The 25611-nt window shown below is 71.7% G+C and carries 24 protein-coding genes; 14 read left to right on the forward strand and 10 right to left on the reverse strand.

Going from position 1 to position 25611, the window contains the following annotated elements:
* The 3 genes from ACFKCF_RS59800 to ACFKCF_RS59810 form a co-directional block, all read left to right on the forward strand.
* On the forward strand, window positions 1–2714 hold a 2714-nt coding region (locus ACFKCF_RS59800), incomplete at its 5' end, for an SDR family NAD(P)-dependent oxidoreductase (RefSeq protein ID WP_394506203.1).
* Window positions 2715–2784: 70 nt separating this feature from the next.
* On the forward strand, window positions 2785–4131 hold the full coding sequence (ccrA, locus tag ACFKCF_RS59805) for a crotonyl-CoA carboxylase/reductase (RefSeq protein ID WP_394506205.1): 1347 nt from the start codon (window positions 2785–2787) through the stop codon (window positions 4129–4131).
* Window positions 4132–4148: 17 nt separating this feature from the next.
* Window positions 4149–4910, forward strand: a complete 762-nt coding sequence (locus ACFKCF_RS59810; RefSeq protein WP_394506207.1) for an SDR family NAD(P)-dependent oxidoreductase — start codon at window positions 4149–4151, stop codon at window positions 4908–4910.
* Here the strand turns inward: ACFKCF_RS59810 and ACFKCF_RS59815 are convergent.
* Entirely contained in the window at window positions 4864–5070 is a 207-nt protein-coding gene (locus ACFKCF_RS59815; RefSeq protein WP_394506208.1) for a pentapeptide repeat-containing protein, read from the reverse strand. The genes ACFKCF_RS59810 and ACFKCF_RS59815 overlap by 47 nt on opposite strands.
* Between ACFKCF_RS59815 and ACFKCF_RS59820 the strand changes: the two genes are divergently transcribed.
* A complete protein-coding gene (locus tag ACFKCF_RS59820) occupies window positions 5069–6031 on the forward strand; it encodes an alpha/beta hydrolase (protein WP_394506210.1) in 963 nt (320 codons plus the stop codon). The two genes, ACFKCF_RS59815 and ACFKCF_RS59820, sit on opposite strands and share 2 nt — an antisense overlap.
* Before the next feature lie 20 nt (window positions 6032–6051).
* On the opposite strand, the gene ACFKCF_RS59825 is transcribed toward ACFKCF_RS59820, so the two are convergent.
* Window positions 6052–7563, reverse strand: coding sequence for an AMP-binding protein (locus tag ACFKCF_RS59825; protein WP_394506212.1), 1512 nt, complete (start codon window positions 7561–7563; stop codon window positions 6052–6054).
* Window positions 7564–7701: 138 nt separating this feature from the next.
* Between ACFKCF_RS59825 and ACFKCF_RS59830 the strand changes: the two genes are divergently transcribed.
* Window positions 7702–7950 carry a phosphopantetheine-binding protein gene (locus ACFKCF_RS59830; RefSeq protein ID WP_394506214.1) on the forward strand — a complete coding sequence of 83 codons (249 nt, stop codon included), beginning with the start codon at window positions 7702–7704 and terminating at the stop codon, window positions 7948–7950.
* 60 nt (window positions 7951–8010) lie between these two features.
* Here the strand turns inward: ACFKCF_RS59830 and ACFKCF_RS59835 are convergent, their stop codons facing one another.
* Genes ACFKCF_RS59835 through ACFKCF_RS59860 form a run of 6 tightly spaced genes read right to left on the reverse strand, consistent with a single transcriptional unit; the run spans window position 8011 to window position 14078 of the window.
* Window positions 8011–8955 (reverse strand): ACP S-malonyltransferase, encoded by a 945-nt coding sequence (locus tag ACFKCF_RS59835; protein WP_394506215.1) that lies wholly within the window; start codon window positions 8953–8955, stop codon window positions 8011–8013.
* Window positions 8952–10064 carry a DegT/DnrJ/EryC1/StrS family aminotransferase gene (locus ACFKCF_RS59840; protein WP_394506217.1) on the reverse strand — a complete coding sequence of 371 codons (1113 nt, stop codon included), beginning with the start codon at window positions 10062–10064 and terminating at the stop codon, window positions 8952–8954. Before ACFKCF_RS59840 ends, ACFKCF_RS59835 begins: the two co-directional genes overlap by 4 nt.
* A 32-nt stretch (window positions 10065–10096) precedes the next feature.
* Window positions 10097–10705, reverse strand: a complete 609-nt coding sequence (gene rfbC, locus ACFKCF_RS59845) for a dTDP-4-dehydrorhamnose 3,5-epimerase (RefSeq protein ID WP_394506219.1) — start codon at window positions 10703–10705, stop codon at window positions 10097–10099.
* A 33-nt stretch (window positions 10706–10738) separates the two neighbouring features.
* Window positions 10739–11599 carry a 3-hydroxybutyryl-CoA dehydrogenase gene (locus ACFKCF_RS59850; RefSeq protein WP_394506220.1) on the reverse strand — a complete coding sequence of 287 codons (861 nt, stop codon included), beginning with the start codon at window positions 11597–11599 and terminating at the stop codon, window positions 10739–10741.
* Window positions 11599–12618, reverse strand: coding sequence for a 3-oxoacyl-ACP synthase III family protein (locus ACFKCF_RS59855; RefSeq protein WP_394506221.1), 1020 nt, complete (start codon window positions 12616–12618; stop codon window positions 11599–11601). Before ACFKCF_RS59855 ends, ACFKCF_RS59850 begins: the two co-directional genes overlap by 1 nt.
* Before the next feature lie 38 nt (window positions 12619–12656).
* Window positions 12657–14078, reverse strand: coding sequence for an acyl-CoA carboxylase subunit beta (locus ACFKCF_RS59860; protein WP_394506240.1), 1422 nt, complete (start codon window positions 14076–14078; stop codon window positions 12657–12659).
* A gap of 392 nt (window positions 14079–14470) precedes the next feature.
* Between ACFKCF_RS59860 and rfbB the strand changes: the two genes are divergently transcribed.
* From rfbB to ACFKCF_RS59890, 6 genes are read left to right on the forward strand one after another with little or no spacing between them, the layout of a single operon-like run.
* Window positions 14471–15454, forward strand: a complete 984-nt coding sequence (gene rfbB, locus ACFKCF_RS59865; RefSeq protein ID WP_394506223.1) for a dTDP-glucose 4,6-dehydratase — start codon at window positions 14471–14473, stop codon at window positions 15452–15454.
* Window positions 15455–15471: 17 nt separating this feature from the next.
* Window positions 15472–17820 (forward strand): penicillin acylase family protein, encoded by a 2349-nt coding sequence (locus ACFKCF_RS59870; RefSeq protein ID WP_394506225.1) that lies wholly within the window; start codon window positions 15472–15474, stop codon window positions 17818–17820.
* A 34-nt stretch (window positions 17821–17854) separates the two neighbouring features.
* On the forward strand, window positions 17855–18745 hold the full coding sequence (rfbA, locus tag ACFKCF_RS59875) for a glucose-1-phosphate thymidylyltransferase RfbA (protein WP_394506227.1): 891 nt from the start codon (window positions 17855–17857) through the stop codon (window positions 18743–18745).
* Between the two features lie 31 nt (window positions 18746–18776).
* Window positions 18777–19517 carry a thioesterase II family protein gene (locus ACFKCF_RS59880; RefSeq protein WP_394506229.1) on the forward strand — a complete coding sequence of 247 codons (741 nt, stop codon included), beginning with the start codon at window positions 18777–18779 and terminating at the stop codon, window positions 19515–19517.
* Window positions 19514–20341 carry a metallophosphoesterase family protein gene (locus ACFKCF_RS59885; protein WP_394506231.1) on the forward strand — a complete coding sequence of 276 codons (828 nt, stop codon included), beginning with the start codon at window positions 19514–19516 and terminating at the stop codon, window positions 20339–20341. The genes ACFKCF_RS59880 and ACFKCF_RS59885 overlap by 4 nt, the downstream gene beginning before the upstream one ends.
* Window positions 20338–21060, forward strand: a complete 723-nt coding sequence (locus ACFKCF_RS59890) for a 4'-phosphopantetheinyl transferase (protein ID WP_394506233.1) — start codon at window positions 20338–20340, stop codon at window positions 21058–21060. The genes ACFKCF_RS59885 and ACFKCF_RS59890 overlap by 4 nt, the downstream gene beginning before the upstream one ends.
* Window positions 21061–21112: 52 nt before the next feature.
* Here ACFKCF_RS59890 and ACFKCF_RS59895 read toward each other — a convergent pair whose 3' ends face one another.
* Entirely contained in the window at window positions 21113–21511 is a 399-nt protein-coding gene (locus tag ACFKCF_RS59895; RefSeq protein ID WP_394506235.1) for a winged helix-turn-helix transcriptional regulator, read from the reverse strand.
* A gap of 123 nt (window positions 21512–21634) precedes the next feature.
* Between ACFKCF_RS59895 and ACFKCF_RS59900 the strand changes: the two genes are divergently transcribed.
* From ACFKCF_RS59900 to ACFKCF_RS59910, 3 genes are all read left to right on the forward strand, one after another.
* Window positions 21635–21775: a hypothetical protein gene (locus tag ACFKCF_RS59900; RefSeq protein ID WP_394506236.1), complete on the forward strand. Its 141-nt coding sequence runs from the start codon at window positions 21635–21637 to the stop codon at window positions 21773–21775.
* Entirely contained in the window at window positions 21772–22434 is a 663-nt protein-coding gene (locus ACFKCF_RS59905; protein WP_394506237.1) for a DsbA family oxidoreductase, read from the forward strand. Before ACFKCF_RS59900 ends, ACFKCF_RS59905 begins: the two co-directional genes overlap by 4 nt.
* A gap of 110 nt (window positions 22435–22544) precedes the next feature.
* On the forward strand, window positions 22545–25379 hold the full coding sequence (locus ACFKCF_RS59910) for a SpoIIE family protein phosphatase (protein ID WP_394506238.1): 2835 nt from the start codon (window positions 22545–22547) through the stop codon (window positions 25377–25379).
* Between the two features lie 48 nt (window positions 25380–25427).
* Here ACFKCF_RS59910 and ACFKCF_RS59915 read toward each other — a convergent pair.
* Window positions 25428–25611, reverse strand: a 184-nt coding sequence (locus ACFKCF_RS59915) for a hypothetical protein (RefSeq protein ID WP_380762009.1), incomplete at its 5' end; no start/stop codon positions are given.

Raw genomic sequence — 25611 nt, forward strand, 5'->3', positions numbered from 1 at the left:
GCGGCGCCATCCTGCACGATCCGGACGTCCCCGACTCCGTCAACACCCTCGCCCACACCCTCACCCACCACCAAGCCCACACCCCCCTCATCACCAACACCACCGCCACCCCCACCCACACCCTCCCCCCCACCCACTGGGCCCACCACGCCCGCCAACCCGTCCAATACGCCAACACCATCACCCACCTCCACCACACCGGCGTCACCACCTACCTCGAAATCGGACCCGACACCACCCTCACCGCCATCACCCCCCACAACCTCCCCCACGACACCCACACCACCATCACCCCCACCCTCCGCAAAAACCACCCAGAACCCCACACCCTCCTCACCGCCATCGCCACCACCCACACCCACACCACCACCCCCATCAACTGGCACAACCTCTTCACCCACACCCACGCCACCACCACCGACCTGCCCACCTACCCCTTCCAACACCACCACTACTGGCTGGAGCCGCCGTCCCACGGGCACGGGTCGGAAGGCCCCCGGGACGACGGTTTTTGGAAGGCGCTGGAGTCGGAGGAGACGGACGCGCTGGCCAGCCGGTTGAAGGTGGACGCCGACGCCCTGAGGACCGTGCTTCCCGCTCTGTCGACCCTGCGGGACGCGGAGCGCAAGCGGTCCGTGCTGGACGACTGGCGTTACAAGCTGGTGTGGCGCGGGGTGAGCGCGCCCAGCGCGGCGGGGATCACCGGTACGGCGTGGCTGGTGGCGGTGCCCGCCGCGGGCGGCGATCCGCGGATCATCCGAGATGTCCTGGACGGCTTGTCCCGGCAGGCGGCCCGGGTGTATCCGCTGGTGGTCGGCGGCGAGGACCGTGCCGCGCTCGCTGAAGCCGTACGTGCGGAGGCCAGGTCGGGGCTGACCGGGGTGCTCTGCCTCCTGCCGCTCGACGACGAGCCGCACGAGGAGCACCCGACGCTGTCCCGGGGTGCCGCGGCGACCGTCACGTTGGTGCAGGCGCTGGCCGACGCGGAGGTGAGCGCGCCCCTGTGGCTGGCCACGTCCGGCGCGTTCGCCCTTGACGAGGCCACCAACGGCGAGGCCACCGACGACAGAGCCGCCAACGGCAGAGGCACCGGCGACAGAGCCACCGATGACAGGGCCACCGAAGCCGGGGGCGCCGAGGGCACCGCCGCCGAAGGTGGAGCCGTCGAGAGTGTCAGGCCGTTCCAGACTGCTCTCTGGGGTCTCGGCGCGGTGCTCGCGGTGGACCATCCGGACACCTGGGGCGGCTTCGTCGACCTTCCCCCCGCCCCGGGAGCCGAGGACATCGCGCTGCTCCAGGGGGTGCTCGCGGGCACGAGCGGCGAGGACCAGGTGGCGATCCGCTCGGGCGTCGTACGGGCACGCCGCATGGTGCGCTCGCCGAACGGCCGGGCGGACCGGGCGCGGAGCTGGAAGCCGAACGGGACGGTGCTGGTCACCGGCGGCACCAGCGGGGTCGGAGCGAACGTGGCGCGGTGGCTCGCCCGGGAGGGCGCCGACCACCTGGTGCTGGTCAGCCGCCGCGGCCGCGGCGCCGAGGGCGTCGCGGAGCTTGAGACGGAGCTGACGGGACTGGGCGCCGCGGTCACGGTCGCCGCCTGCGACGTCGCCGACCGCGCCGCCGTACGGGACCTGCTGGAGTCGATCCCCGACCTCACGGCGGTGATGCACGCGGCCGGTGTCGGGCACGACGACATGCTCGTGGCCGACACCACGCTGGAGGACTTCGCCGGCTACGCCCGGTCCAAGGTCATCGGGGCGATCAACCTGGACGAGCTCCTGGGTGAGCGGCCGCTGGAGGCGTTCGTGATGTTCTCCTCCGGTGCGGCCGTGTGGGGGTCGAGCGGGCAGTCGTCCTACGCCGCCGCCAATGCCTTCCTCGACGGGCTGGCGCAGCGCCGGCGGAGCCGCGGGCTGGCGGGCTCCTCGATCGCCTGGGGCGGTTGGGGCGGCGGCGGGATGATGGAGGACGCCGGGGAGCAGCTGGGCAGGAGCGGCCTGAGGCCGATGGCGCCCGACGCCGCGGCGATGGCCATCGGCCAGCTGGTCGGCAGCGGCGAGGGCCACCTGGTGGTGACCGACATCGACTGGGAGCGCTTCGCGCCCGCCTTCGCGCTGGCGCGGCCGCGTCCCCTGGTGAGCGCCGTTCCCGAGTTCACGCGGGCGCTCGACGCGCCGGCGGCCACCGCGGGGGACGACGACGGTCCGACGTTCGCGGCGCGGCTCGCGGAGCTGCCGCCGGCCAAGCGGGAGCGCCTGGTGGTGTCCCTGGTACGCGCGGAGGCCGCGGCGGTGCTGGGGCACACCTCGGACGACCCGGTCCAGCCGGACCGGGCGTTCAACGAGCTCGGGTTCGACTCGCTGACCGCGGTGGAGCTGCGCAACCGGCTGGGCCGGGCCACCGGCCTGAAGCTCCCGGCCACCCTGGTCTTCGACCATCCCACCCCGCTGGCCCTCGCCCGGTTCGTCCAGGACAGGCTCTCTCCCGAGACGCCGTCGGGCTCGATCTTCGCCCAGCTCGACGAGATGGAGCGGCTGCTACGGGAGCAGGCCCTGTCCGCCGGGGACCGGGCGCAGATCAGCGACCGGTTCCGGACCATCCTGCTCGCGGCCGAAGGGGTGAACGGCGCGGCGGAGGAGGTCGACCAGGACCTCGACGACCTTTCCGACGAGGAGCTCTTCGCCGCGCTGGACGACCAGCTCGGCGCGTCCTGACCCGGCGGGCCGCGCGTCCTGTCGCCGGCCCCTGACCCCAACCCGCTCGAACTCCCGCCAAGGAGAATCGATGAAGGAAATCAGAGACGTCCTCCTGTCCGAGCAGTACGACGCCGAACAGCTCAGGAACCTCCCGATCCCGGAGAGCTATCGGGCGGCGGTCGTGCTCCACGACGACGTCGACATGTTCGGCGACATCCCGGCCGAGAACCGCGATCCCGCGAAGTCGCTGACCCTGTCCGACGTGCCCACGCCGGAGCCCGGCCCGGGCGAGGTGCTCGTCGCGGTGATGGCGAGCAGCATCAACTACAACACGGTGTGGAGCGCCATCTTCGAGCCGATGCACACGTTCGGCTTCCTGAAGCGCTACGCGAAAGCGGTCCCGTCGGCCGGGATCCACGACCAGCCCTTCCACGTGCTCGGCTCGGACATGTCGGGCGTCGTGCTGAAGACCGGCCCCGGCGTCCACCGCTGGCAGGCCGGTGACAAGGTCGTGGCGCACTGCCTGTCGGTCGAGCTCTCCTCGGCCGACGGCCACGACGACAGCATGCTCGACCCCGACCAGCGCATCTGGGGGTACGAGACCAACTACGGCGGGCTCGCGCAGCTCAGCCTGGTCAAGGCGAACCAGCTCATGCCCAAGCCCGCCCACCTGACCTGGGAGGAGGCGGCCTCCTCCGGCCTGGTGCACTCCACGGCCTACCGCCAGCTCATCTCGCGCAACGGCGCGCAGATCAAGGTCGGCGACGTGGTGCTCATCTGGGGCGCCGCGGGCGGGCTCGGCTCGTACGCCACCCAGCTCGCCCTGCGTGCCGGGGCGATCCCGGTGTGCGTGGTGTCCAGCGACCACAAGGCCGAGCTGGTCCGGGCCCAGGGCGCGGAGCTGGTCATCAACCGGGCCGGCGAGGGCTTCCGGTTCTGGAAGGACCCGGAGACCCCCGATCCCAAGGAGTGGAAGCGGTTCGGTGCCCGGATCCGGGACCTGACCGGCGGCGACGACCCCGACGTGGTCTTCGAGCATCCGGGCCGGGAGACCATGGGCGCGAGCGTGTACGTGGCCCGCCGCGGCGGCACGATCGTCACCTGCGCCTCCACCTCCGGCTACCAGCACCAGTACGACAACCGCTACCTGTGGATGGCGCTGAAGCGGATCGTCGGCACTCACTTCGCGAACTACCGGGAGGCCTGGGAGGCCAACCGGCTCATCGCCAAGGGGGCGATCCACCCCACCCTGTCCGCCGTCTACGACCTCGACGAGGTCGGGGTGGCGACCCGCCGCGTGCACGCGAACGCCCACAGCGGCAAGGTCGGGGTCCTGTGCCTGGCGCCGCGCCCCGGTCTCGGCGTCGACGACCCCGAGTTCCGCGCCCGCCACATCGATCAGATCAACCGGTTCCGCGAACCGTCGGACCACTAGCTTGCGGAGGATGAGACGTGGCTGCTGACCTGGCTTCCAAGGTCGTCGTGATCACAGGGGGGACTTCCGGCATCGGGAAGGCCGTCGCGGAGCGGGTCGCCGCCGACGGCGCCGCCGTGGTGATCGCGGCCCGGCGCGAGGACGTAGGCGCGCAGGTGGCGGCCGACATCCAGGCGAAGGGTGGCCGGGCGCTGTTCGTCCCGGCCGACGTCACGGTGGAGGCCGACGCCGAACGTGTGGTGCGCTCGGCGGTGGCGGAGTTCGGCCGGCTGGACGGGGCGTTCAACAACGTCGGCGGCGTGAACGGGACCGGGCTGGTGTCCGACGTGGAGGAGGCGCACTGGCGGGCGGACCTGGAGCAGAACCTCACCAGCGTCTTCTACGGCCTCAAGCACCAGGTCCCGGCGATCCTGGCCGCCGGCGGGGGCTCGATCGTGACCAACGCCTCCACCTACGGCTGCGCGGGGATCCCGGGCGCGGCGCCGTACGTGGCCGCCAAGCACGGGGTGGTCGGGCTGACCAGGGCCGTCGCCCTGGAGAACGCCGAGCGCGGCGTACGGGTGAACGCGCTGGTCACCGGCAACGTCGACACCCCGCTGCTGCGCAACCTGCTGGGGGCGCCGCTGGACGGGCCGCTGGAGACCCGGGTGCCCAACCCTTCGGGACGGGCGGCGCATCCCGATGAGATCGCCGCGTTCGTCGCGTTCCTCCTCAGCGACGACGCGGCCTTCATCACCGGCGCGGCACTCGCCATAGACGGCGGCGCCACCGCCCAATGAACGCCGCCCAATGAACGCCGTCCAATGAACACTCACGCAATGAACACCCGCGCAATGAACACCCGCGCAATGAACACCGCCGTTCGGCCGGGCGGACCCGTCCGGCGGCGGCCATTCGGCGGATGACCCGCCGCCGCCCCGGCACGGAGGATGATCTCATGCGCTACAACCTCGACTCAGAGCTCGCGCCGTGGGCGTCGATGATCCCCGACGTCGAACTCTCCCAGGTCGTCAACCGGGAGATCACCCTCACCCCCGAGGAAGAGCGGGCCTTCCACGAGAAACTCCCGCAGTACACGCCCGGCCAGCCCGTGGACATCGGCGATCGGGAGATCCCCGGCCCCGAGGGCGCGCCCCCGGTGAAGGTGCGCCTCTACCGCCCGCCCGCCGCGGACCGCCCCCGGCCGGCGCTCCTCTACCTGCACGGGGGCGGGTTCGTCGCCTCCGACATGGTGGTGTTCGACGCCCGGTGCACGGAGATCGCCGACAGGGTCGGCGCCGTCGTGGTGTCGGTCGACTACCGGCTCTCCCCCGAGACCCCGTTCCCCGGGGCGCTGGAGGACACGTACGCGTCGCTGACGTGGCTGCACTCCGCGGCCGGGGAGCTCGACCTGGACCCCGGGCGGATCGCGGTCGGCGGTGACAGCGCCGGCGGGAACCTCTCCGCGGCGGTCTCCCTCCTCGCCCGTGACCGCGGCGGCCCGCAGATCTGCTTCCAGTTCCTGGACGTGCCGGTGCTGGACGACCGGATGACGACGCGGTCCATGCGGGACTTCGTCGACACTCCCAGCTGGAACAGCCGCAACAACGAGGCCATGTGGCGGTACTACCTCAAGGACGGCCCGGCTCCGGGGGGACCGGACGTGTCACCCTACGCGGCGCCCATGCGGGCCGGCGACCTCACCGGGCTGCCCCCGGCGCTGGTGGTGGTGTGCGAGTTCGACCCGCTGCGCGACGAGGGCATCGAGTACGCCCAGCGGCTCGTCCAGGCGGGGGTTGCGACGGAGCTCGTGCTGTATCCGGGGACCTTCCACGGCGCGTCCGTGATCGCGCATGCCGAGATCACGAAGAAGATGCGCGAGGACATGATCTTCTCACTGCGCCGCGGGATGCGGGGCTGAACCAGCCCCGCATCCGGAGCTCAGCCGACCAGCTCCGCGGCCCGGGCCCGCAGGCCGGCCCGGTCGACCTTGCGGTTGGGGTTCAGCGGCAGCTCGTCCAGGTGGTGGTAGTGGCGGGGAATGAGGCCCGCCGGCAGCGTCCTGCGGAGCTGGGCGGCGAAGCGGGCAGGCGGCGCGGGGGCTCCGGTGTAGAAGACGACGAGCGCGGTGGCGTCGTCGGCCGTGGTGCTCACCGTCACCGCGTCCTCGACGCCGTCGCAGCCGCGTACGGCGTGGTCGATCTCGGCCAGCTCGACGCGCCAGCCCTGCACCTGGACCTGGGCGTCGCCCCGGCCGAGATAGACGAGCTCGCCGTTGGCCGCGCGCCGGACCCGGTCGCCGGTGTTGTACCAGACGCGGCCCTCGCGCTCGACGAACCGGCCGCGGTCGTGCTCGGGGTCGAGGTATCCGGGGGTGGTCTGCGGGCCGGTGATCCACAGCTCGCCCTCGGTGCCGGTCGGCCGTCCCTCGTCGTCGAGCAGCAGATGGTCGTGTCCGTCGTTGACGAACCCGATCGGCGACAGGCCGTTGACGCCCAGCCCGGGCGAGGTCTCCTGGGACCAGCGGTGACCGACGATGGTGATGGTCAGCTCGGTCGGCCCGTACAGGTTCTCCAGGACGGAGGCGGGGGCGGCCCGCTGCCAGTCGGTGGCGTCGGCGACCTTCAGCGCCTCTCCGGCGAAGAAGCTCCAGCGCAGGAACGGCATGGCGGCGGCGCCGAGACCGCCGGTCCTGCGCACCATCGAGATCGCGCTGGGGGTGGAGAACCACACCGTGATCCCCTGCTCGGCGAGGAAGCGGGGCAGGTTCCGGTACGCGTGCGGCGGCACGGCCACGGACGTGGCCCCGGCCCCCCAGGCGCAGAACAGGTCGAACATGGCGCAGTCGAAGGTCAGGTCGAACGTCTGGGAGAAGACGTCGTCGCCGGTGAAGTCGTACCGACCGGCAAGGAACCGGAAATAGTGCGCGGTGTTGCCATGGGTGATCGGCACGCCCTTGGGCGTCCCGGTGGAGCCCGAGGTGAACAGCACATACGCGATGTCGCCGGCCTCGACCGGCCGGGGCCGCGGGAGGGCGAGCCCGGGGTCGATCGGGTCGGTGTCGAGCGCGAGGACGGCGACGTCCACGCCCTCGCCCAGCAGCTCCTCGGCGACCTTCCGCCCGCGTTCGTCGACGATGAGCGCCGACACCCCGGCGGCCTCGATCATATGCCTGGTGCGCGCGGCCGGGAAGTCCGGCTGGAGCGGTACGACGGTCACCCCGGCGAAGAGGCCGGCGAGGATCCCGGCGTAGGAGACGGTCCCCTTGGCGGCGAGCACCCCGACGGCGGTGGGTGACGTACGCAGCAGCGCGCCGCCCCACAGCAGGGCCAGCCGGTGGAGCTGGTCGTAGGTCAAGGTGTCCGCGCCGGCCCGGAACGCCGCCCGGCCGGGCGACTTCGCCAGACCGCGCAGAAAGAATTCATAGAGGGCGGGGTTGGATTCTCCGGTCATTGTTCCTCCGGCCACAATTATTCCGGGCGGCAGGCCCGGAATTGTTTGTCAGATTCTTTTGCAGAATCCGTGGACATCGGGGTTTCCGCGCTATAACGTCAAGTCTAGATATTCGATTGAGAAAGGAATCCGCGCGCCATGTGGGACAATCGATTCGAGGAGATCCTGCGCCAGCACCTGCCTTTTCTCCCGGCCGACGAGAAACTCCGGGAGGACGTCGCGCTGCTGGAGTTCGGCCTCGACTCGCTCGGCATCGTGCAATTGCTGGGCGCCCTGGAGGACACGTACGGGGTGCGATTCCGGGACGACGCGCTGACCCCGGAGACCTTCCAGACCCCCGCCGTGCTGTGGAATACGCTGGGCCGGATTTCCGAGACCGCCGGCTGACGCCCGCGACGAGGCCACGCGCTCATCATCAGGTGAGCCGTGGCCTCGTCGCATTTCGGGCTAAGCCACCGAAGCGGGGCGGGGCATCATCGCCAGTCTCGGATTCACCGGCGTCACCGCGAAGTTCTCCCTGGTGACCGCCACCCGCCCGAACAGGCTGTCCGGCCCTGAGACGCACACCCTGGAGACCTCCAGCCGCCGCAGTGCCGCCACCACCTCCGGCCAGCGCAGGGGCCGGACGAAGCCGTCGAGCAGCATCGTCCGCACGCCGTCCCCGGTCGTCAGCAGGGCGCCGTCGTGGTCGTCCACCACCGGCAGCCGCGGGTCGGCGAATTGGAGGCCGTCGAAGACCTCCTCCTCCGCCCGCCGCCGCAGCGGCTGGAAGGCGGCCGAGTGCATCGGGGGGCGCATCGTGTACAGCGGGAGCCCGCCGATGGCCCGTACCCGCTGCTGCAGCCACTCCACCTGCCGCTCCGCCAGGGAGAGCATGTAGAAGTCATGGTCGATGTAGCAGGACAGGTCGTACCACTCGCCGCGCCCGTCCAGTTCGGCCAGCACCTCCCGCAGCCTGGGCTCCGGGGTGCGCACGAAGGAGTGGGTGACGATGTCCCGGTGCTCGTGGGCGAAGTAGTCGTCGGTGCAGCGGGCGAGGCCGGCCGTCATGCGCACGGCGTCCTCGAAGGACAGGGCGCCCGAGTACGCCGCGGCCGCCTTGCCGCCGAAGCTCGGGCCGACGCACACGGCCGGCTCCACGTCCAGGGTCCGCTCGGCCCAGTCCGCGAGGGCCACGCAGTTCACCATGAACGCCACCTGGGCGGCCTCGCTGTAGTCGCTCCGGGACTCCTGGAGGCGGTCCACCAGCGAGTAGCCGAGGACGTCGTCGGCGGCGGCGATCAGCCGCCGCGCCGCGGGATCGCCCCGCATGAAGCCGGCGACGTCGGCGAACTGGACGGGGCCCATGCCGGGGAAGACGATCGCGGTCCGCGATGGCACGGCGGAGGTCACCAGCCCTCCTTGATGGTGTCCACGATGTGGCGGCGCTGCTCGTCGGTGACCCACCAGCCGACCGGTACGCACACCACGCGCTTGGCGACCCGTTCCAGACCGGGGAGCAGGGCGGCGTACTCGCGCACGCACGTGTGCAGGTCGTTGCGCTCGTGCACGTTGCTGGCCATGATCCCGGCCGCGTCCATGCGCTTCAGGAACCCGTCCCGGTCGTCCACCTTCATCGGGTAGATCCAGAAGGAGGACTGGCGGTCGCCGGCGCGTTCGGTCAGCTCCAGCCCGGTCATGCCGGCCAGCTCCCGGTCGTAGAAGGCGGCGTTGTCGCGGTGCCTGGCCACCACCTCGTCCGCCTTGACCAGGTTGGCCAGCCCGATCGAGGCGTTGATGTCGGTCATGTGGAACTTGTAGCCCCACTCGGGCACGTCAGGCGGGTTGCGCAGCCGGTCCGCGCTGCGGTCGATGCCGAACCAGCGCAGCAGCCTGGCCCGCTCGTGCAGCTCGTCGGTGGGCAGCGCGAGCGCTCCGCCGTCGCCGGTGGTGAGGTGCTTGATGGCCTGGAAGCTGAAGACGGAGATGTTGCCGTGGGTGCCGATCGGCGCGCCGCGGTAGGTCGCTCCCCAGGCGTGCGCGCAGTCCTCGATCACGGTGACCCGGGAGCCGAACGCGGCCTCGGCGTCGTCGAGGATCGCGGCGAGCCGGTCGAGGTCCACCGGGTATCCGGCGAAGTGCACCACCATGATGGCGCGGGTCCTGGGTGTGATCTTCCTGGCCAGGTCGTCGAGGTCGACGTTGAGAGTGGCCGGGTCGACGTCCACCCACTTGATCCGCAGCCGGTTGGCCAGGATCGCCCAGTTGGTGGCCTCCATGGTCAGCGGCGTGGACAGCACCTCGCCCTGGCCGTCGTCGTCGCCGGCGACCAGGCGCAGCGCGAGCTGGAGCCCGGCGGTGGCGCTGTTGACGGTGGCCACCCTGGGGTTGCCGATCCTGGCGGCGAGCGCCTCCTCGAACTCGACGACCTTGGCTCCCTGGCCGATCTGGCCGCTGCCGACCACCTCGGCGACGGCGGCCGGCGCCTCGTCGGACATCGGCACCTTGAACAACGGGATCATTGGCTGTGCTCCTTGCCTGTGCTCGCCCGTCGTCAGCCGACGAGGGCGGGGTCCTGGAGTTCGGCGTAGCGGGCGCGGCACGCGGAGTAGTCCGGCAGCAGCCCGAGCTTCTCGGCCTCGCGCAGGGACGGGGCGACGAGGTCCTTCTCCGACAGCAGGTCGCGCTTGGGCGGCCAGGGCAGGGCGAGCTCCGGGTCCAGGGGGTCGATCTGGATCGACGTGTCGGGGGACCACGTGCTGGAGCACAGGTAGACGACCGTGGCCTGGTCCGTCAGCGGCGCGAACCCGTGGGCGAGCCCTTCGGCCAGGTAGAGGGCGTTGCGGTTCTCCGCGCTCAGCTCGACCGCGACGTGCTGGCCGTAGGTGGGCGAGCCGACCCGGATGTCGACCAGGATGTCGATGATGGCGCCCTGCGGGCAGGTCATGTAGCGGGCCTGGCCCGGCAGCGCGGTGGCGTGCAGGCCGCGGATCGTCCCGCGCCGCGACACCGAGCAGTTGACCTGGGCGACCGAGAGCTCGTGGCCGACCGCCTTCTGGAACTCCGGCTGGCTGAACGCCTCGAGAAACAGGCCCCTGTCGTCGTGGAAGACCTTGGGTTCGATCAAGAACGCGCCGTCCACCCTGAGCTGGCGGATCTGCATGTCCGAAAACCTTTCTGTGATGTCCGCCGGCCGCTACGCGTATTCGTAGAACCCGCGGCCGGTCTTCTTTCCCAGGAGGCCGCCCTCGACCATGCGCAGCAGGAGCGGCGGGGGCGTGTAGAGCGGCTCCTTGAACTCCTCGTAGAGGGCCTCGGCGATCGAGGCCACCGTGTCCAGGCCGATCAGGTCGGCCAGCTTCAGCGGGCCCATCGGGTGGGAGCAGCCCAGCACCATGCCCCGGTCGACGACGTCGGCGCGGGCGAACCCGCTCTCCACCATCCGCACGGCCGACAGCAGGAACGGGATGAGCAGCGCGTTGACCACGAAACCGGCGCGGTCCTGCGACCTGATCACCTGTTTCCCGAGCGTCCCGGCGACGAACGACTCCGCCCGCGCGTACGTCTCGTCCGCCGTCAGCAGCGACCCGATGAGCTCCACCAGCGGGAGCGCGGGCACCGGATTGAAGAAGTGCACCCCGATCACCTGGGCGGGCCGGCTGGTGGCCCGCGCCAGCCGGATGATCGGGATGGACGAGGTGTTCGACGCGAGGATCACGTCGGGGTCGTCCAGGATCTTGTCCAGCGCGCCCAGCACGTCGAGCTTGATCGACTCGCTCTCCGGGACGGCCTCGAAGACGATCTGCCGGTCCCCGAGCTCGGCGAGGTCCGTGACGAAGGAGACGCGGGCCAGGGCCGCGTCCCGCTCGGCCTCGCCGATCGTGGCCTTGCGCAGGCCCCGGTCGAGCCACGCGGTCAGGCGCCGCCGCGCGGGCGCGAGGGACGCCTCCGTGGACACGGCGACGATCACGTCGAGCCCGGCGCGGGCGCACGCCTCCGCTATGCCCGAGCCCATGACGCCGCACCCGACGATGCCGACCTTGCGCATCTCGCTCATCACGCCTCCTGTGACACCGGCACCGTCGGCGCCGACCAGTGAAGAAGGCACGCCCCGATGGACATGCCGCCGCCGAACCCGGCGAGCAGGACGAGGTCGCCGTCCCTGATGAGGCCCGACCGGTTCACCTCGTCGAGCGCCACGGGGACCGAGGCGCTGCCCACGTTTCCGTACCGCTCCAGCGTCCGGGCGGTGCGCGCGCCGGTGAGGCCGGCGCGTTCGACCAGTTCGGTGACCATGACCCCGTTGGCCTGGTGCGGCACGAAGACGTCGACCTCGTGCGGCCGGAAGCCCGCGCGGCTCACCAGGCCCTCCAGGATGGGCGGCACGTGCTCCATCACGTAGTTCCTGACGCCGCGGCCGTCCATGCGGAAGAAGTGGTCGCCGGCCTCGACCGTCTCGTGGGAGGCGGGCAGCCTGCTGCCGCCGGCGTCGACCCTGATGAGCTGGCTGGCCGTGCCGTCGCTGGACAGGTCGAAGCCGATGATCCCGGACTTTTCCGGCACCGGGCCGACGACGGCCGCGCCGGCGCCGTCCCCGAAGAGCACGGCCGTGCGGCGGTCGGTGGCGTCGAGGATGCGCGAGTACACGTCCGCGGCCACCACCAGCGCGTAGGTGTCGGGGCGGAGCGCGACGAGGCTGTCGGCCAGCGCCAGCGCGTACACGAATCCGCTGCAGACGACGTTGATGTCGAAGCAGGCGGCGCCGCGCCCGCCGAGCGCGTCCTGGACCAGGTACGAGGTCGGCGGCTGGGGTGAGTCGCCGGTCGAGGTGGACACGATGATGTAGCCGATCTGTCCGACGTCGACGCCGGCCTGGCTCAGCGCGCTCCTGGCGGCCCGGACGGCGAGGTCGGAGGTGGCCTCGTCGGGAGCGGCATGGCGGCGGGCGGAGATCTGGGTCTTGCGCTGGATCCATTCCGCGGTCACACCGGCCCTGGCCGCCACCTCCTCGTTGGCGACCTCTTCCTTGGGCAGGTAGGAACCGGTTCCCAGGATTCCCGTGGATTGCTTGGCCACTACCAGTACGCCTTTCCCATCAGTACGACCGGCCGCGGTCAGAGGGGGATGTTGCCGTGGTCGCCGCGCCGCGCCGGCGACGCGGCCAGGGCCTCGGCGATCCTCCGCCGGGTGTGCGCGGGCTCGACCACCTCGTCCACGACGCCCAGCGCGAGGGCGCGTCCCACGCCGCCGGCCGTGCGGATCTGCTCCTCGACGAGGCTCAGCCGCAGCGCCTCGCGGTCCTCGTCGGGGGCGGCGGCGAGCCGCTTGCGGTGCAGGACGCCCACGGCGGCCTCCGCGCTCATCACCGCGACCTCGGCCTGGGGCCAGGCGAAGACCGCCGTCGCCCCGAGGCAGCGGGAGTTCATCGCGATGTACGCGCCGCCGTACGACTTGCGCGTGACCAGGGTGACCCTGGGCACGACGGCCTCGGCGAACGCGTGCAGGAGCTTGGCGCCGCGCCGGATCACGCCGTCCCATTCCTGGCCGACGCCGGGCAGGTAGCCGGGCACGTCCACGAGCACGACCAGCGGGATGCCGAACGCGTCGCACATGCGCACGAACCGCGAGGCCTTCTCGGCGCTGAGCGAGTCCAGGCAGCCGCCCTTGCGCAGGGGGTTGTTGGCGATGACGCCGACGGTCCCGCCGGCGAGCCGGCCGAGGCCGACGACGACGTTGGCCGCCCAGCGCGGCTGCAGCTCCTCGAACGCGCCGTCGTCGAGGAGCTCGCGGACCAGGGGCCGCACGTCGTAGGCGCGGCGCGGGTTCTCCGGCAGCAGCACCCCGAGGTCGTCGCCGTCCTTGACCAGGTCCGGGTCGAAGGAGCGCGGGCCGTTGAAGAGCTCGGTGAAGCGCCGTGCCGTCCGGTACGCCTCCGCCTCGTCCTCGACGACCACGTGCGCCACGCCCGATTTGCGGCCGTGGGCGCCGGGGCCTCCGAGGGACTCCATGTCGACCTGCTCGCCCGTGACGGTGCGTACGACGTCGGGGCCGGTCACGAACATGCGGGCGGCGGACGACATGATCACGACGTCCGTCAGCGCGGGCCCGTAGGCGGCGGCTCCGGCGGCCGGTCCGAGGACGACCGAGATCTGGGGCACCCGGCCGGAGGCCCGGGTCATCGCGCGGAACACCTTTCCGACGCCGTCCATCGACTCGACGCCGTCGGCCAGCCTGGCCCCGCCGGAGTGCCACAGGCCGATCACGGGAACGCCTTCGAGCACGGCCGCGTCGATGGCGGCCACGACCCAGCGGCAGCCCTCCGCGCCCATCGCGCCGCCCATGTTGAGGGCGTCGGTGCAGTAGGCGATCACCTCCCGTCCCGCCACGCGCCCTCGTACGGCGCTCACCCCGCTGGCGTCCGCGTCGTGCAGCGGCACGACGGAGCCGGCGTCCAGCAGCCGGGCCAGGCGGACGGCAGGTTCACGAAAATCGCGCTCGCGGTCCTCCTGAACGACAGGGGAGCCGGTGGGGCTGATAGTCAGCAACGTCGTCCGCCCTCAAAAAGATTTGATTCCGAAAAGGAGGTCTTTTCTCGCACGTTCGCCACCTCTCACAAGCCGTGGGCACGGGGTGCGAATTCCCGAGACGGCGCCGAATTCGGCCGGTCTCATCAGCAAGAACGCTACATGGGCGCCCCTCGCACACCAACCCTTATCACCACCCCTACCGGGTTTCGGCAGGCACGGCCGGGTGCCGTCCCGTCAGCCCCTAAACGGCCCCTAAATGTACGGCCCGGTCGGACCCAAGAGCTTTTTCCGGCGCCGGCCCCCCTAAATATCCGGAATTCACTGGCCGACGCCGCCGCGCGCGTCCTGTCATGGAAGTCGCCGCCGGGCGGACCGGACCGGGCCTACGAAGAGGATTGAGGATGCGCATTCTTGTGACGGGTGGCGCCGGTTTCATCGGGTCGAACTTCGTCAACAGGGTGTTCCAGGGGCACTATCCGGCGCTGGCCGAGGCCGAGGTCGTGGTGCTCGACAAGCTGACGTACGCGGGGAACCTGGAGAATCTGGCGGAGGTGCTCGACGCCCCCCGGCTGCGGTTCGTCCACGGGGACATCGCCGGCGTGCCGCTCGTGCGGGACGCGATGGAGAAGGTGGACCTGGTCTTCCATTTCGCCGCCGAATCGCATGTCGACCGCTCCATCGAGGAGTCGGCGGAGTTCGTCCGGACCAACGTGCTCGGCACCCAGGTGCTGCTGCAGTGCGCGCTGGAGGCCGGGGTCGGCAGGTTCGTGCACGTCTCCACGGACGAGGTCTACGGCTCCACCGCGGAGGGCTCGTTCTCGGAGGACGACCCTCTCGGACCGAACTCCCCGTACTCGGCGTCGAAGGCGTCCTCCGACCTGCTCGCCCTGGCCTACCACCGGACGCACGGGCTGGACGTGTGCGTGACCCGATGCTCCAACAACTACGGCCCGTACCAGTTCCCCGAGAAGGTCATCCCGCTGTTCGTCACCAACCTGGCGGACGGGCTGCAGGTGCCCCTCTACGGCGACGGCGCGAACGTGCGGGACTGGCTGCACGTGGACGACCACTGCGACGGCATCGCGCTGGTCGCGCAGGGGGGACGCGCCGGCGAGGTCTACAACATCGGCGGCGGGACCGAGCTGAGCAACCTGACGCTGACCAGGCGGGTGCTGGACATCATGGGCATGGACTGGTCAATGGTCCGGCCGGTGGCGGACCGCAAGGGCCACGACTTCCGCTACTCCGTGGACATCAGCAAGATCCAGAAGGAGCTGGGCTACGCGCCGCGGGTCCCGTTCACCGAAGGATTGGCGGAGACGGTGCGCTGGTATCTGGAGCACCGCGACTGGTGGAAGCCCCTCAAAGGGTACGAGCCGCGTTGAACGAGAGGTGCTGTGCCATGCGAAATCGCCTGCGCGCCAGAACGGCGCTGGCGGCCGGGCTCGTCCTGGCACTGACGACACTGCCCGCCGCGGCCCGCTCGCAGGACACGGAGACCCGGCGGGTCCCGGGTCTCAAGCAGCCGGTCGAGCTGATCGTGGACCGGTGGGGCGTGCCGCACATCTACGCCCGCGACACCGACGACCTCTTCCTCGCGCAGGGCTTCAACGCCGCCAGGGACCGGCTGTTCCAGATCGACCTCTGGCGGCGGCGCGGCCTGGGAGAGCTCTCCTCGGTGTTCGGCCCCGCCTACGTGGAGCAGGACAAGGCGGCGCGGATGTTCCTCTACCGCGGTGACATGGACCGGGAGTGGGCGAGCTACGGTCCCTCGGCGAAGCGGGCCGCGACCCGCTTCACCGAGGGCGTCAACGCCTACGTGCGCTGGCTCGCGCGCAACCCGGAGCAGTTGCCGCCCGAGTTCCGGCAGCTCGGGTACGCGCCCGCGCTGTGGCGGCCCGAGGACGTGGTGCGGATCAGGAGCCACGGCATCTCCAAGAACGTCTACAGCGAGGTGCTGCGCTCGCTCGTCGTCTGCGCTGGCGGGACGAAGGCGTCCGCGGCGATGTGGCGGCTGGAGCCGGAGCGGGCCGCCGCCGTGCCCAAGGGACTCGACCCCTGCGCCGTGCCCATGGACGTGCTGCGGACGTACGAGCTGGCCACGCGGGGCGTGGTCTTCGAGAACGGCGCGTTACGCCCGGCCCCCGCCACCTCCCCCGCCGACATCGGCGGCAGCAACAGCTGGGCGATCTCGCCGGGCCGCACCGCCACGGGCCGCCCCATCCTGGCCGGCGACCCGCACCGGTCGCTGACGGCGCCCTCGCTGCGCTACATGGCCCACCTGTCGGCCCCCGGGCTCGACGTCATCGGGGCCGGTGAGCCCGCGCTCCCCGGGATCTCGATGGGGCACAACGGCACCGTCGCGTTCGGCCTGACCATCTTCGGCGCCGACCAGGAGGACCTCTACGTCTACGAGCTCGACCCCGCCGACCCGGGCAGGTACCGGTACGGCGGCGGCTGGGAGCGCTTCAGGACGACGGCCGAGCGGGTGCCGGTCGCGGGCGCGGCGCCGGTCGACGTGGAGCTGCCCTTCACCAGGCACGGGCCGGTGATCAAGATCGACCGGCAGCGCAATCTCGCGTACGCCGTGCGCACCACCTGGCTGGAGCCCGGCACGTCCCCCTACTTCGGCAGCATGACGTACATGGGGGCCCGCGACTGGGCGGAGTTCTCGGCGGCCATGCGCACCTGGGGCGGCCCTCCCGAGAACCAGGTGTACGCCGACGTCTCGGGCAACATCGGCTGGGTGCCCGGCGCCCTCACCCCCAGGCGTGACGGCTACGACGGCCTGCTGCCCGTCCCCGGCGACGGCCGCTACGAGTGGGACGGCTTCCTCGACGGCGCCCGCCTGCCCCGCTCCTACAATCCCCGGCAGGGATTCGTCGCCTCGGCGAACGAGTTCAACCTCCCCGCGGACCACCCGGACGAGATCGGGTTCGAGTGGGATCCGCCCTACCGCAGGCAGCGGATCGACGAGGTGCTCGCGTCGAGCCCGCGCGGCACGGTCGAGGACTCCATCCGCCTGCAGGCCGACAAGGTGTCCACCCCCGCGCGGCGGATCGTGCGCCTGCTCGACGGCCTGACGAGCGCGGACCCGGACACCACGCGGGCGCTGCGACTGCTCCGCTCCTACGACGGGGTGGCGGACGCCGGCTCGCCGGCGGCGGCGCTGTTCGAGCCGTGGTTCTCGCGCCATCTCGCGCCCGCCTTCCGCCGCGCCGTGCTGCCGCCGGAGGTGGCCGACTCCATCCCCTTCGTCGACGCCCGCCTGCTGATCGACGCGCTGGAGAACCCGGAGCGCTGGTTCGGGCCCGAGGGGAAAGCCGCGCGGGACAAGCTGCTGGACACGTCGCTGGCCGCCGCCTACCGCGAGGTCGCCGGGCGGCTCGGCGCCGACCCGCGGACGTGGAGGTGGGGGGCGCTGCAGTACACCACGTTCACCAGCCCTCTCGGCCCGGGCGTGGGTCCCTTCCCCCGGGGCGGCTCGGCGTACACGGTGGACGCGTCCGCCTACAGCCCGTCCACCCTCCAGCAGTCGTCGGGCGCCTCGTTCAAGATGGTGCTGGACGTCGGCCGATGGGACAACTCGCGCGCCGTGAACGCGCCCGGCCAGTCCGGTGACCCGCGCAGCCCGCATTACCGGGATCTCGCGGAGCGCTGGCGGTCGGGCGAGTATTTCCCGCTTCTCTACAGCCGCGCGCAGGTGGAACGGCACGCCGCGAGCAGGATCACACTCACCCCCACTGATTGATTTCCGTCTACGAGTTTCATCGAAGGAATCAGACATGAAGGGCATCATTCTGGCGGGCGGTCACGGAACCCGGCTCTACCCGCTGACCCTGGCCGTTTCGAAACAGCTTCTCCCGGTGAACGACAAGCCGATGATCTATTACCCGCTGTCGGCGCTCATGCTGGCGAACATCACCGACATCCTGATCATCTCGACCCCCACGGACCTCCCCCAGCTGACCCGCCTGCTGCGCGACGGGTCGCATCTGGGGCTCGACATCAGTTACGCGGAGCAGGCCCAGCCGGTCGGCCTGGCGGACGCCTTCATCATCGGGGCCGACCACATAGGCGACGACTCGGTGGCCCTCGTGCTCGGCGACAACATCTTCCACGGCCACTCGTTCTTCGACATCCTCCAGCAGAGCACGTCCGACGTGGACGGCTGCGTGCTGTTCGGCTATCCGGTGAGCGACCCCGAACGCTACGGGATCGGCGAGACCGACGCCGACGGCCGGCTCATCTCCATCGAGGAGAAACCCGCTCACCCCCGATCCAACCGGGCGATCGTCGGCCTGTATCTCTATGACAACGACGTGGTGGACATCGCCAAGAACCTGCAGCCGTCCGCCCGGGGCGAGCTGGAGATCACCGACGTGAACCGTACCTATCTGGAGCGCGGGAAGGCCCGGCTCGTCGACCTCGGGCGCGGGTTCGCCTGGCTGGACGCGGGGACCCCGGAGTCCATCCTCCAGGCCAGCCAGTACGTCCAGGTGCTGGAGCAGCGGCAGGGGGTGCGCATCGCCTGCGTGGAGGAGATCGCGCTCCGGATGGGCTTCATCGACGCCGACGCCTGCGACCGGCTGGGCAGCGAGCTCTCCGCGTCCAGCTACGGCCGCTACGTCCGGTCCGTCGCCGCCGAGTTCCGCGACGCCCCGTCCCCGAACTGAGTCCCCGAACCGAAGCCGAAGGAGAGACGCCGTGACGAGGACCAGTCCCTGGCTCCACCGCTCCCATCCGTCGCCGCACGGCGACGCGCAGGTGATCTGTTTCCCGCACGCCGGAGGATCGGCCAGTTTCTACCACCCCCTGGCGGCGGCGCTGGCCCCCTCCGCCGAGCTGCTGGCCGTCCAGTACCCCGGCAGGCAGGAGCGCCGCCACGAGCCGCCCGTCAACGACCTGCGGGTGCTGGCCGGCCGCATCGCCGACGTCCTGGGCCCCGGGGACGGCCGGCCGCGGGCGTTCTTCGGGCACAGCATGGGAGCGCTCGTCGCGTTCGAGACCGCCCTGGCCCTCGGCGACCACGGCCCGTCGGCGCTGTTCGTGTCGGGGCGGCGCGCCCCCAGCCGGGTCCGCCACGACATGCTGCACCTGCTCGACGACCGCGAGCTCGTGGCGCACCTGAAGGCGCTGAACGGCAGCGAGGCGGCGGTGCTGGACGACGCCGAGCTGCGGGCGATGGTGCTGGCCACGATCCGCGCCGACTACCGGGCGATCGAGACCTACCGGTTCGCGGGAGGGCCGCCGGTGGGCTGCCCGATCGTCGCGCTGACCGGCGACGCCGATCCCCTGACGAGCCTGGCCGAGGCGCAGGCGTGGGAGGCGCACACCAGCGGCGGCTTCGAACTGCACGTCTTCTCGGGCGGGCACTTCTTCGTCCGCGACCACAACGCCGCCGTGGCCGAGACCGTGCTCAAGTCCCTGGAGACGATCCGCGCATGACCGCGCTGCTGGCCATCAGCGATCTGCACGTCGGATACGCGGAGAACAGGCGCATCGTCGAGGAACTGCGGCCCGGCGACCCCTCGGACTGGCTGCTGGTGGCCGGGGACGTGTCGGAGGAGGTCGCCGGCCTCGAATGGGCCCTGACGCTGCTCAGCCGCCGCTTCGCGAAGGTGGTGTGGGTGCCGGGCAACCACGAGATGTGGACGCATCCCTCCGACCCGGTCCAGCTGCGCGGGGAGGAGCGCTACCAGCACCTGGTGAAGGTCTGCCGCAGCCTGGGCGTGGTCACGCCGGAGGACCCGTACCCCACCTGGACGGGCCCCGGCGGCCCGGCCGCGATCGTCCCGCTGTTCCTCCTGTACGACTACACCTTCCGCACCCCCGACGCCGAGACGAAGGACGAGGCCCTCGCCCTCGCCTACGCCAAGGACGTGGTCTGCACGGACGAGTTCCTCCTCCACCCGGACCCCCACGCCTCCCGGGACGCCTGGTGCGCCGCCAGGGTCGCCGAGACCGAACGCCGCCTGGCCGCCCTCCCGCCCGGCGTCCCGACGGTGCTGGTCAACCACTATCCGCTGGTCCGGGAGCCGACTCTGGTCCTGCGCCATCCGGAGTTCGCGATCTGGTGCGGCACCGAGCGCACCGCCGACTGGCACCTGCGCTTCAACGCCTGCGCGGCCGTCTACGGCCATCTCCACATCCCCCGCACCACCTGGCACGACGGCGTCCGCTTCGAGGAGGTCTCCCTGGGCTACCCGCGTGAGTGGCGGCCCCGCCCCACCCTGCCCGGCCGGCTCCGCCAGATCCTGCCCGTGCCATGATCGAGAAGATCCTGCCGCCGTGGGTGGCCGCCGAGGAGGCGTTCGAGGACCCGCCGGACGCGACCCTCTTCCCCGAGGAGGAGGCCGTCATCGCCCGCGCCGTGGACAAGCGGCGCCGCGAGTTCACCACGGCCCGCCACTGCGCCCGCCGCGCCCTGGACCGGCTGGGGCTGCTCGCGGTCCCGATCCTGCCCGGCGAACGCGGCGCTCCCGGCTGGCCGCCGGGGGTGGCCGGGGCGATCACGCACTGCGCCGGATACCGGGCGGCCGCGGTCTCCCTGGACGCGCTGACCGTCGGCATCGACGCCGAGCCCCACGAGCCGCTCCCCGACGGCGTCCTGCCCGCCATCGCCCTCGAACAGGAGCTCGCCGCCCTGGCCCGGCTCGGCTCCGGCGTCCACTGGGACCGGCTGCTGTTCTGCGCCAAGGAGGCCGTCTACAAGGCGTGGTTCCCGCTGACGCGGCGCTGGCTGGGCTTCGACCAGGCGCACATCACCCTCACCCGGACGGGGACCTTCACGGCCCGCTTCCTCGTCCCCGGCCCCCGGGTGCTCGGGCGGGAGCTGACCGGCTTCGTCGGCCGCTGGCTCGCCGCCGACGGCCTGCTCGTGACGGCCGTCACCATGCGCCCGGCGGAGCTGTACGGCCGGACGCCCGCCGGCAAATCGCTGGATCGCGGGAGAGCCCGCCGTACGGACTGGGTGCATGACCGAAGGTGATCTCGCGCCGGCGGCCATGGCCGGACAGGTCAGGCGGCTGCCGGACGCGGGCTCATCGCCGGGCGGCCTCCGCCTCCGGGGCGTCGTGGCGCCGGCGGGCGGCCACGATGTCGTCGCGGTGCTCGCGGGCCCAGGCGTCGAGCGCGGTCAGCGGGCCGAGCAGGGTGCGGCCGAGCTCGGTCAGCTCGTACTCGACGCGCGGCGGGACGCTCGCGTAGGCGGTCCGGGCGACGAGGCCGTCGCGTACGAGAGTGCGCAGGGTGAGGGTGAGCATGCGCTGGCTGATGCCCTCGATCGAGCGGTTCAGCTCGCTGAAGCGGTGGGTCCGCTGCCCGAGCAGGACGACGATCAGTACGCTCCACTTGTCGGCCACGATGTCGAGGACCTCGCGGATGGGGCAGTCACCGTCGGCGGGCACGGGCACGGGCACGTTCAGGTACGGGCCTGACACCGGGCGCCTCCTTCCCAAGGCACACGCGTGTGCGTAACTGACATGAATGTACCTTCTTCCACGTCACCTCATCGGTTACCTATCCTAAGGTTGCACACAAGAAGTAACTATTAGGAAGTGACCATGTCTGTCTCCCCCTTCGAGACACCGGCGCCGGTTGACGACACCGACCAGTCCGGCCCTCAGCCGGCCGGGCTCCCCACCCTTGTCCCCGTCGGCACGGATGCCGCGCCGGTGTGCACGGACGGAGTGTGCTTCCTGTGAGCACGCAGGTACGGATCGATGTGTGGTCCGACGTCGTCTGCCCGTGGTGCTACATCGGCAAGCGACGCCTGGAGACGGCCATCGGCCGGTTCGAGCACGCCGACCAGGTCCAGGTCCGCTGGCACAGCTTCCAGCTCGATCCGTCGCACCCCAAGGGCGCCCGCGAACCGGTGTACGACATGCTGGCCAAGAAGATCGGCGGGTCGGCGGCCCAGGTGCGGCAGATGACCGGTCAGGTCACCGAGCTGGCCGCCGCCGAGGGCCTGGCCTACGACTTCGACCGGGCGGTGGCGGTGAACACCCTGGACGCGCACCGGCTCGGCCAACTGGCCGCCGAGCACGGCCTGGACGACCCGATGCACGAGCGGCTGCTGCGCGCGCACCTGGTCGAGGGCGAGGTCGTCGACGACCCCGACACCCTGGTACGCCTGGGCACCGAGGTCGGGCTCCCCGAGGAGGAGGTCCGGCGGGTCGTCGGCGGCGACGCCTACGCCGCCGAGGTGGCCGCGGACGTCCGCGAGGCGCGGCGGCTCGGCGCCGGCGGCGTGCCGTTCTTCGTGCTCAACGACACCTGGGGCGTGTCGGGCGCCCAGCCGTCCGACCTCTTCCTGTCCGCCCTCCAGCAGGCCCACTCCGCCGCCGGCGCCGCGGCCCGCTGACCCCGCTTTGCCCGCTCTTGGCGAGCGTTTCGTTACTCTGTGGAAGAAGCGTCCGGCATCGGGCTGGCGGCCTACCTCTCTCGTGACTGCTGGGGGGCGAGGGGATGGCGGTGAACAGGTCCTCCGTCGCTCCTTCGGGGGAGGAACGCCTTCGCCTGCTCTCCTCGGTGTGCGCCGGTCTGAGCGACATCGAGGTGCTGGAGTACGCCCTTGATCAGGCGGTCGCCGACCTGCACGCGCTCGGCGGGATGATCCACTGGGCCGGGCCGGTCGGCAGCCGGGAGCCGCGCCTGGTGACCGCGTCCGGGCTGCCCCCGGCGGTGCAGGAGGCGTGGGGCGGGACCCGCGACGTGATCGTGGGCGTCCTGCGCGACGGGACGCCCGCCTGCGTCCCCGTCTCGCGCTCCGGCTTGGACGGGGCCAGGCCCGGGACGGTGGCGGCCGTCCCGCTGCGCGGCCCGGGCCAGCCGTTCGGCGTGCTGTCGGTGCTCTGCGACGGCGCCGCCGAGCCGGCCGGGAAGCAGCAGGAGTTCCTGCGGTCGCTGGCCGGTTGGCTGGCCAGGCGGCTGGCCAGGACCGGCGCCGACTCGGGGACGAAAGGGCAGTGGTGGCCGGAACGGTGCGCCGACTCCGGCCTGCGCAAGGCGCTGAAGGCCGTCAAGATCGGGTCCTGGGACTGGAACATCCGCACCGGCGACCTCTACTGGGACGAGCCGGCGCTGACCATGCTGGGCATCGACCCCGCGACCGCGCCGCACCACATCGACACCTGGTCGAACATCGTCCACCCGAAGGACCTGCCCAGGGTGATGGCCGCGACCGAGGAGGCAATCCGCACCCGGGCCCTCTACGAGGTCGAGTACCGCGCCTGCCGCCCGGACGGGACCACGGGCTGGATGCACGCCCGGGGCCGCCTGGTGCTCGACGAGCGGGGCGAGCCGGTCCGCATGGTCGGCACGGTCTGGGACACGACCGAGAGCCGGGTGGCCCGCGAGTCGGCCGGGCGCGCGCTGCGCGACATGAGCGACGCCTTCCTCGCCGTGGACCGCGACGGGCGGATCATGTTCGTCAACCTCGTCGCCGAGCGGCTTCTCGGGTCCGGCGACCTGAACGGCCGGGTGCTGTGGGAGGTGGCCTCGGCCCGCACGGCGGAGCTGCAGGCGATGTGCCGCCAGGTCGCCGCCGAACGCGTGCCCGCCAGCTTCGACATGCGCTGGCCGAGCGACGGCCGGTGGTACCACGTGCGCCTGGTGCCGGTTCCGGACGGGCTGACGCTCTACCTCGCCGACGTCACCGACAAGCGGATCCAGGACGAGCAGCGCGAGGCCGCCGCGCAGGCCGCCGCCGAGCGGGCCGTGCAGATCCAGGAGCTGACCCGTGCCCTCGGCGACGCGGTGACGCTCCGCGACGTCATGCAGGTCATCGCCGAGCAGGTGCTGCCGCCGTTCGGGGCCGCGGGGCTGACCGTCCTGACCCGGGAGGGCGATCACCTCCACGTGGTCGAGTCCATCGGCGCCCCCACCGACCTCCTCGGCGAGTTCCAGAACCGGGCGGCCCTCGTCCCCTCCGCCTACGCCGACGTGCTGCGGTCCCACGTGCCGGTCTTCATCACGTCGACGGCCGAGCGGCCCGCGCCGGGAGCCGGTCGTACGGCCGGTTCGCGCCTGGACAGCTGGGCCATCCTCCCGCTGCGCGTGCCCGGCCAGCCGATGGGCTACTGCGTGATCTCCTTCGACCGGCCCCACCAGTTCACCAGCGAGGAGCGCACCCTGCTCACGGCGCTCAGCGGGCTGATCGCCCAGGCTCTGGCCCGGGCCCGCATGTACGACGTGGAGCACACCCGCGCCCAGGAGCTGCAGCGCCACCTGCTCCCCCGCGCCCTGCCGTCCCTGCCCGGCCTCACCGCCGCCGCCCGCTATCTGCCCGGCGGCACCGTGGCGGTCGGCGGCGACTGGTACGACATCATCCCGCTGTCCGCTGACCGGGTCGCCCTCGTCATCGGCGACGTCATGGGCCACGGCCTGACCGAGGCCGTCACCATGGGGCGCCTGCGCACCGCCGTACGCACCCTCGCGGACCTCGAACTGCCGCCGGCAGAGCTCCTGGCCCACCTCAACGACCTCGTCAGCGACCTCGGCGACGACTTCTACGTCACCTGCCTGTACGCGGTGTACGACCCGACGAGCGGCGAGTGCGCCCTGGTCAGCGCCGGTCATCCGCCGCCCGCCCTCGTCTGCCCCGACGGCACGGTCCGCGTCCTCGACGTGACGCCCGATCCGCCCCTCGGCGCCGCCGCGCCGCCCCTCAGCACGCACGAGCTGCGCGTGCCGGAGGACAGCCTGCTCGTCTTCTACACCGACGGGCTGATCGAGTCCTCCACCCGCGACATCGACAGCGGCCTGGCCGAGCTCACCCAGCTCCTGACCGGCCTGCGGAGCGGCCTCTCGGACAGCGACCTCGACCGGCTCTGCGAGTCCGTCACCGAGGCCATGCTGCCGACCCGCAAGCAGATCCCCGACGACGCCGCCCTGCTCATCGCCCGCACCCACCGGCTCGCGGCCGAGGACGTCGCCTCCTGGGCTCTGCCCGACAACCCGATCGCGGCCCGCGAGGCCCGCGAGCACGTGCGCGACCAGCTCTCCGCCTGGCACCTGGACGACCTCGTCATGACCACCGAACTCGTGGCCAGCGAGCTGGTCGGAAACGTCATCCGGCACGCCAAGGGCCCGCTGCGCCTGCGGTTGCTGCGCAGCCGTACGCTCATCTGCGAGGTCGCCGACGGCAGCCTGACCACCCCGAGGATCCGCCGCGCGAGCGAGACCGACGAGGGCGGGCGCGGCCTCCAGCTCGTCGCGGCCCTCTCGCAACGCTGGGGCACCCGCTTCACCGCCGACGGCAAGTGCATCTGGGCCGAGCAGGCGCTCCCCTCGTCGCAGGTGGCCTGAGCCGTCCGGCGCCTCCGCTCGGAGGCGCCGGACGGATTGCCGCCGGGCTCAGACCTCTTCGACGCTGCTCGGCTCGCGCCGGGACAGGTCGATGCCGAGCTCTTCCGCGGCGCGGAAGACGTCCTCGTCGGTGTCGCGCATCTCGATGGACATGCCGTCGCTGGAGAGCACCTCGACGTTGAGGCACAGCGACTGCATTTCCTTGATGAGGACCTTGAAGGACTCCGGAATG

It is taken from the genome of Nonomuraea sp. JJY05, from assembly GCF_043496855.1.
GTDB lineage: Bacteria > Actinomycetota > Actinomycetes > Streptosporangiales > Streptosporangiaceae > Nonomuraea.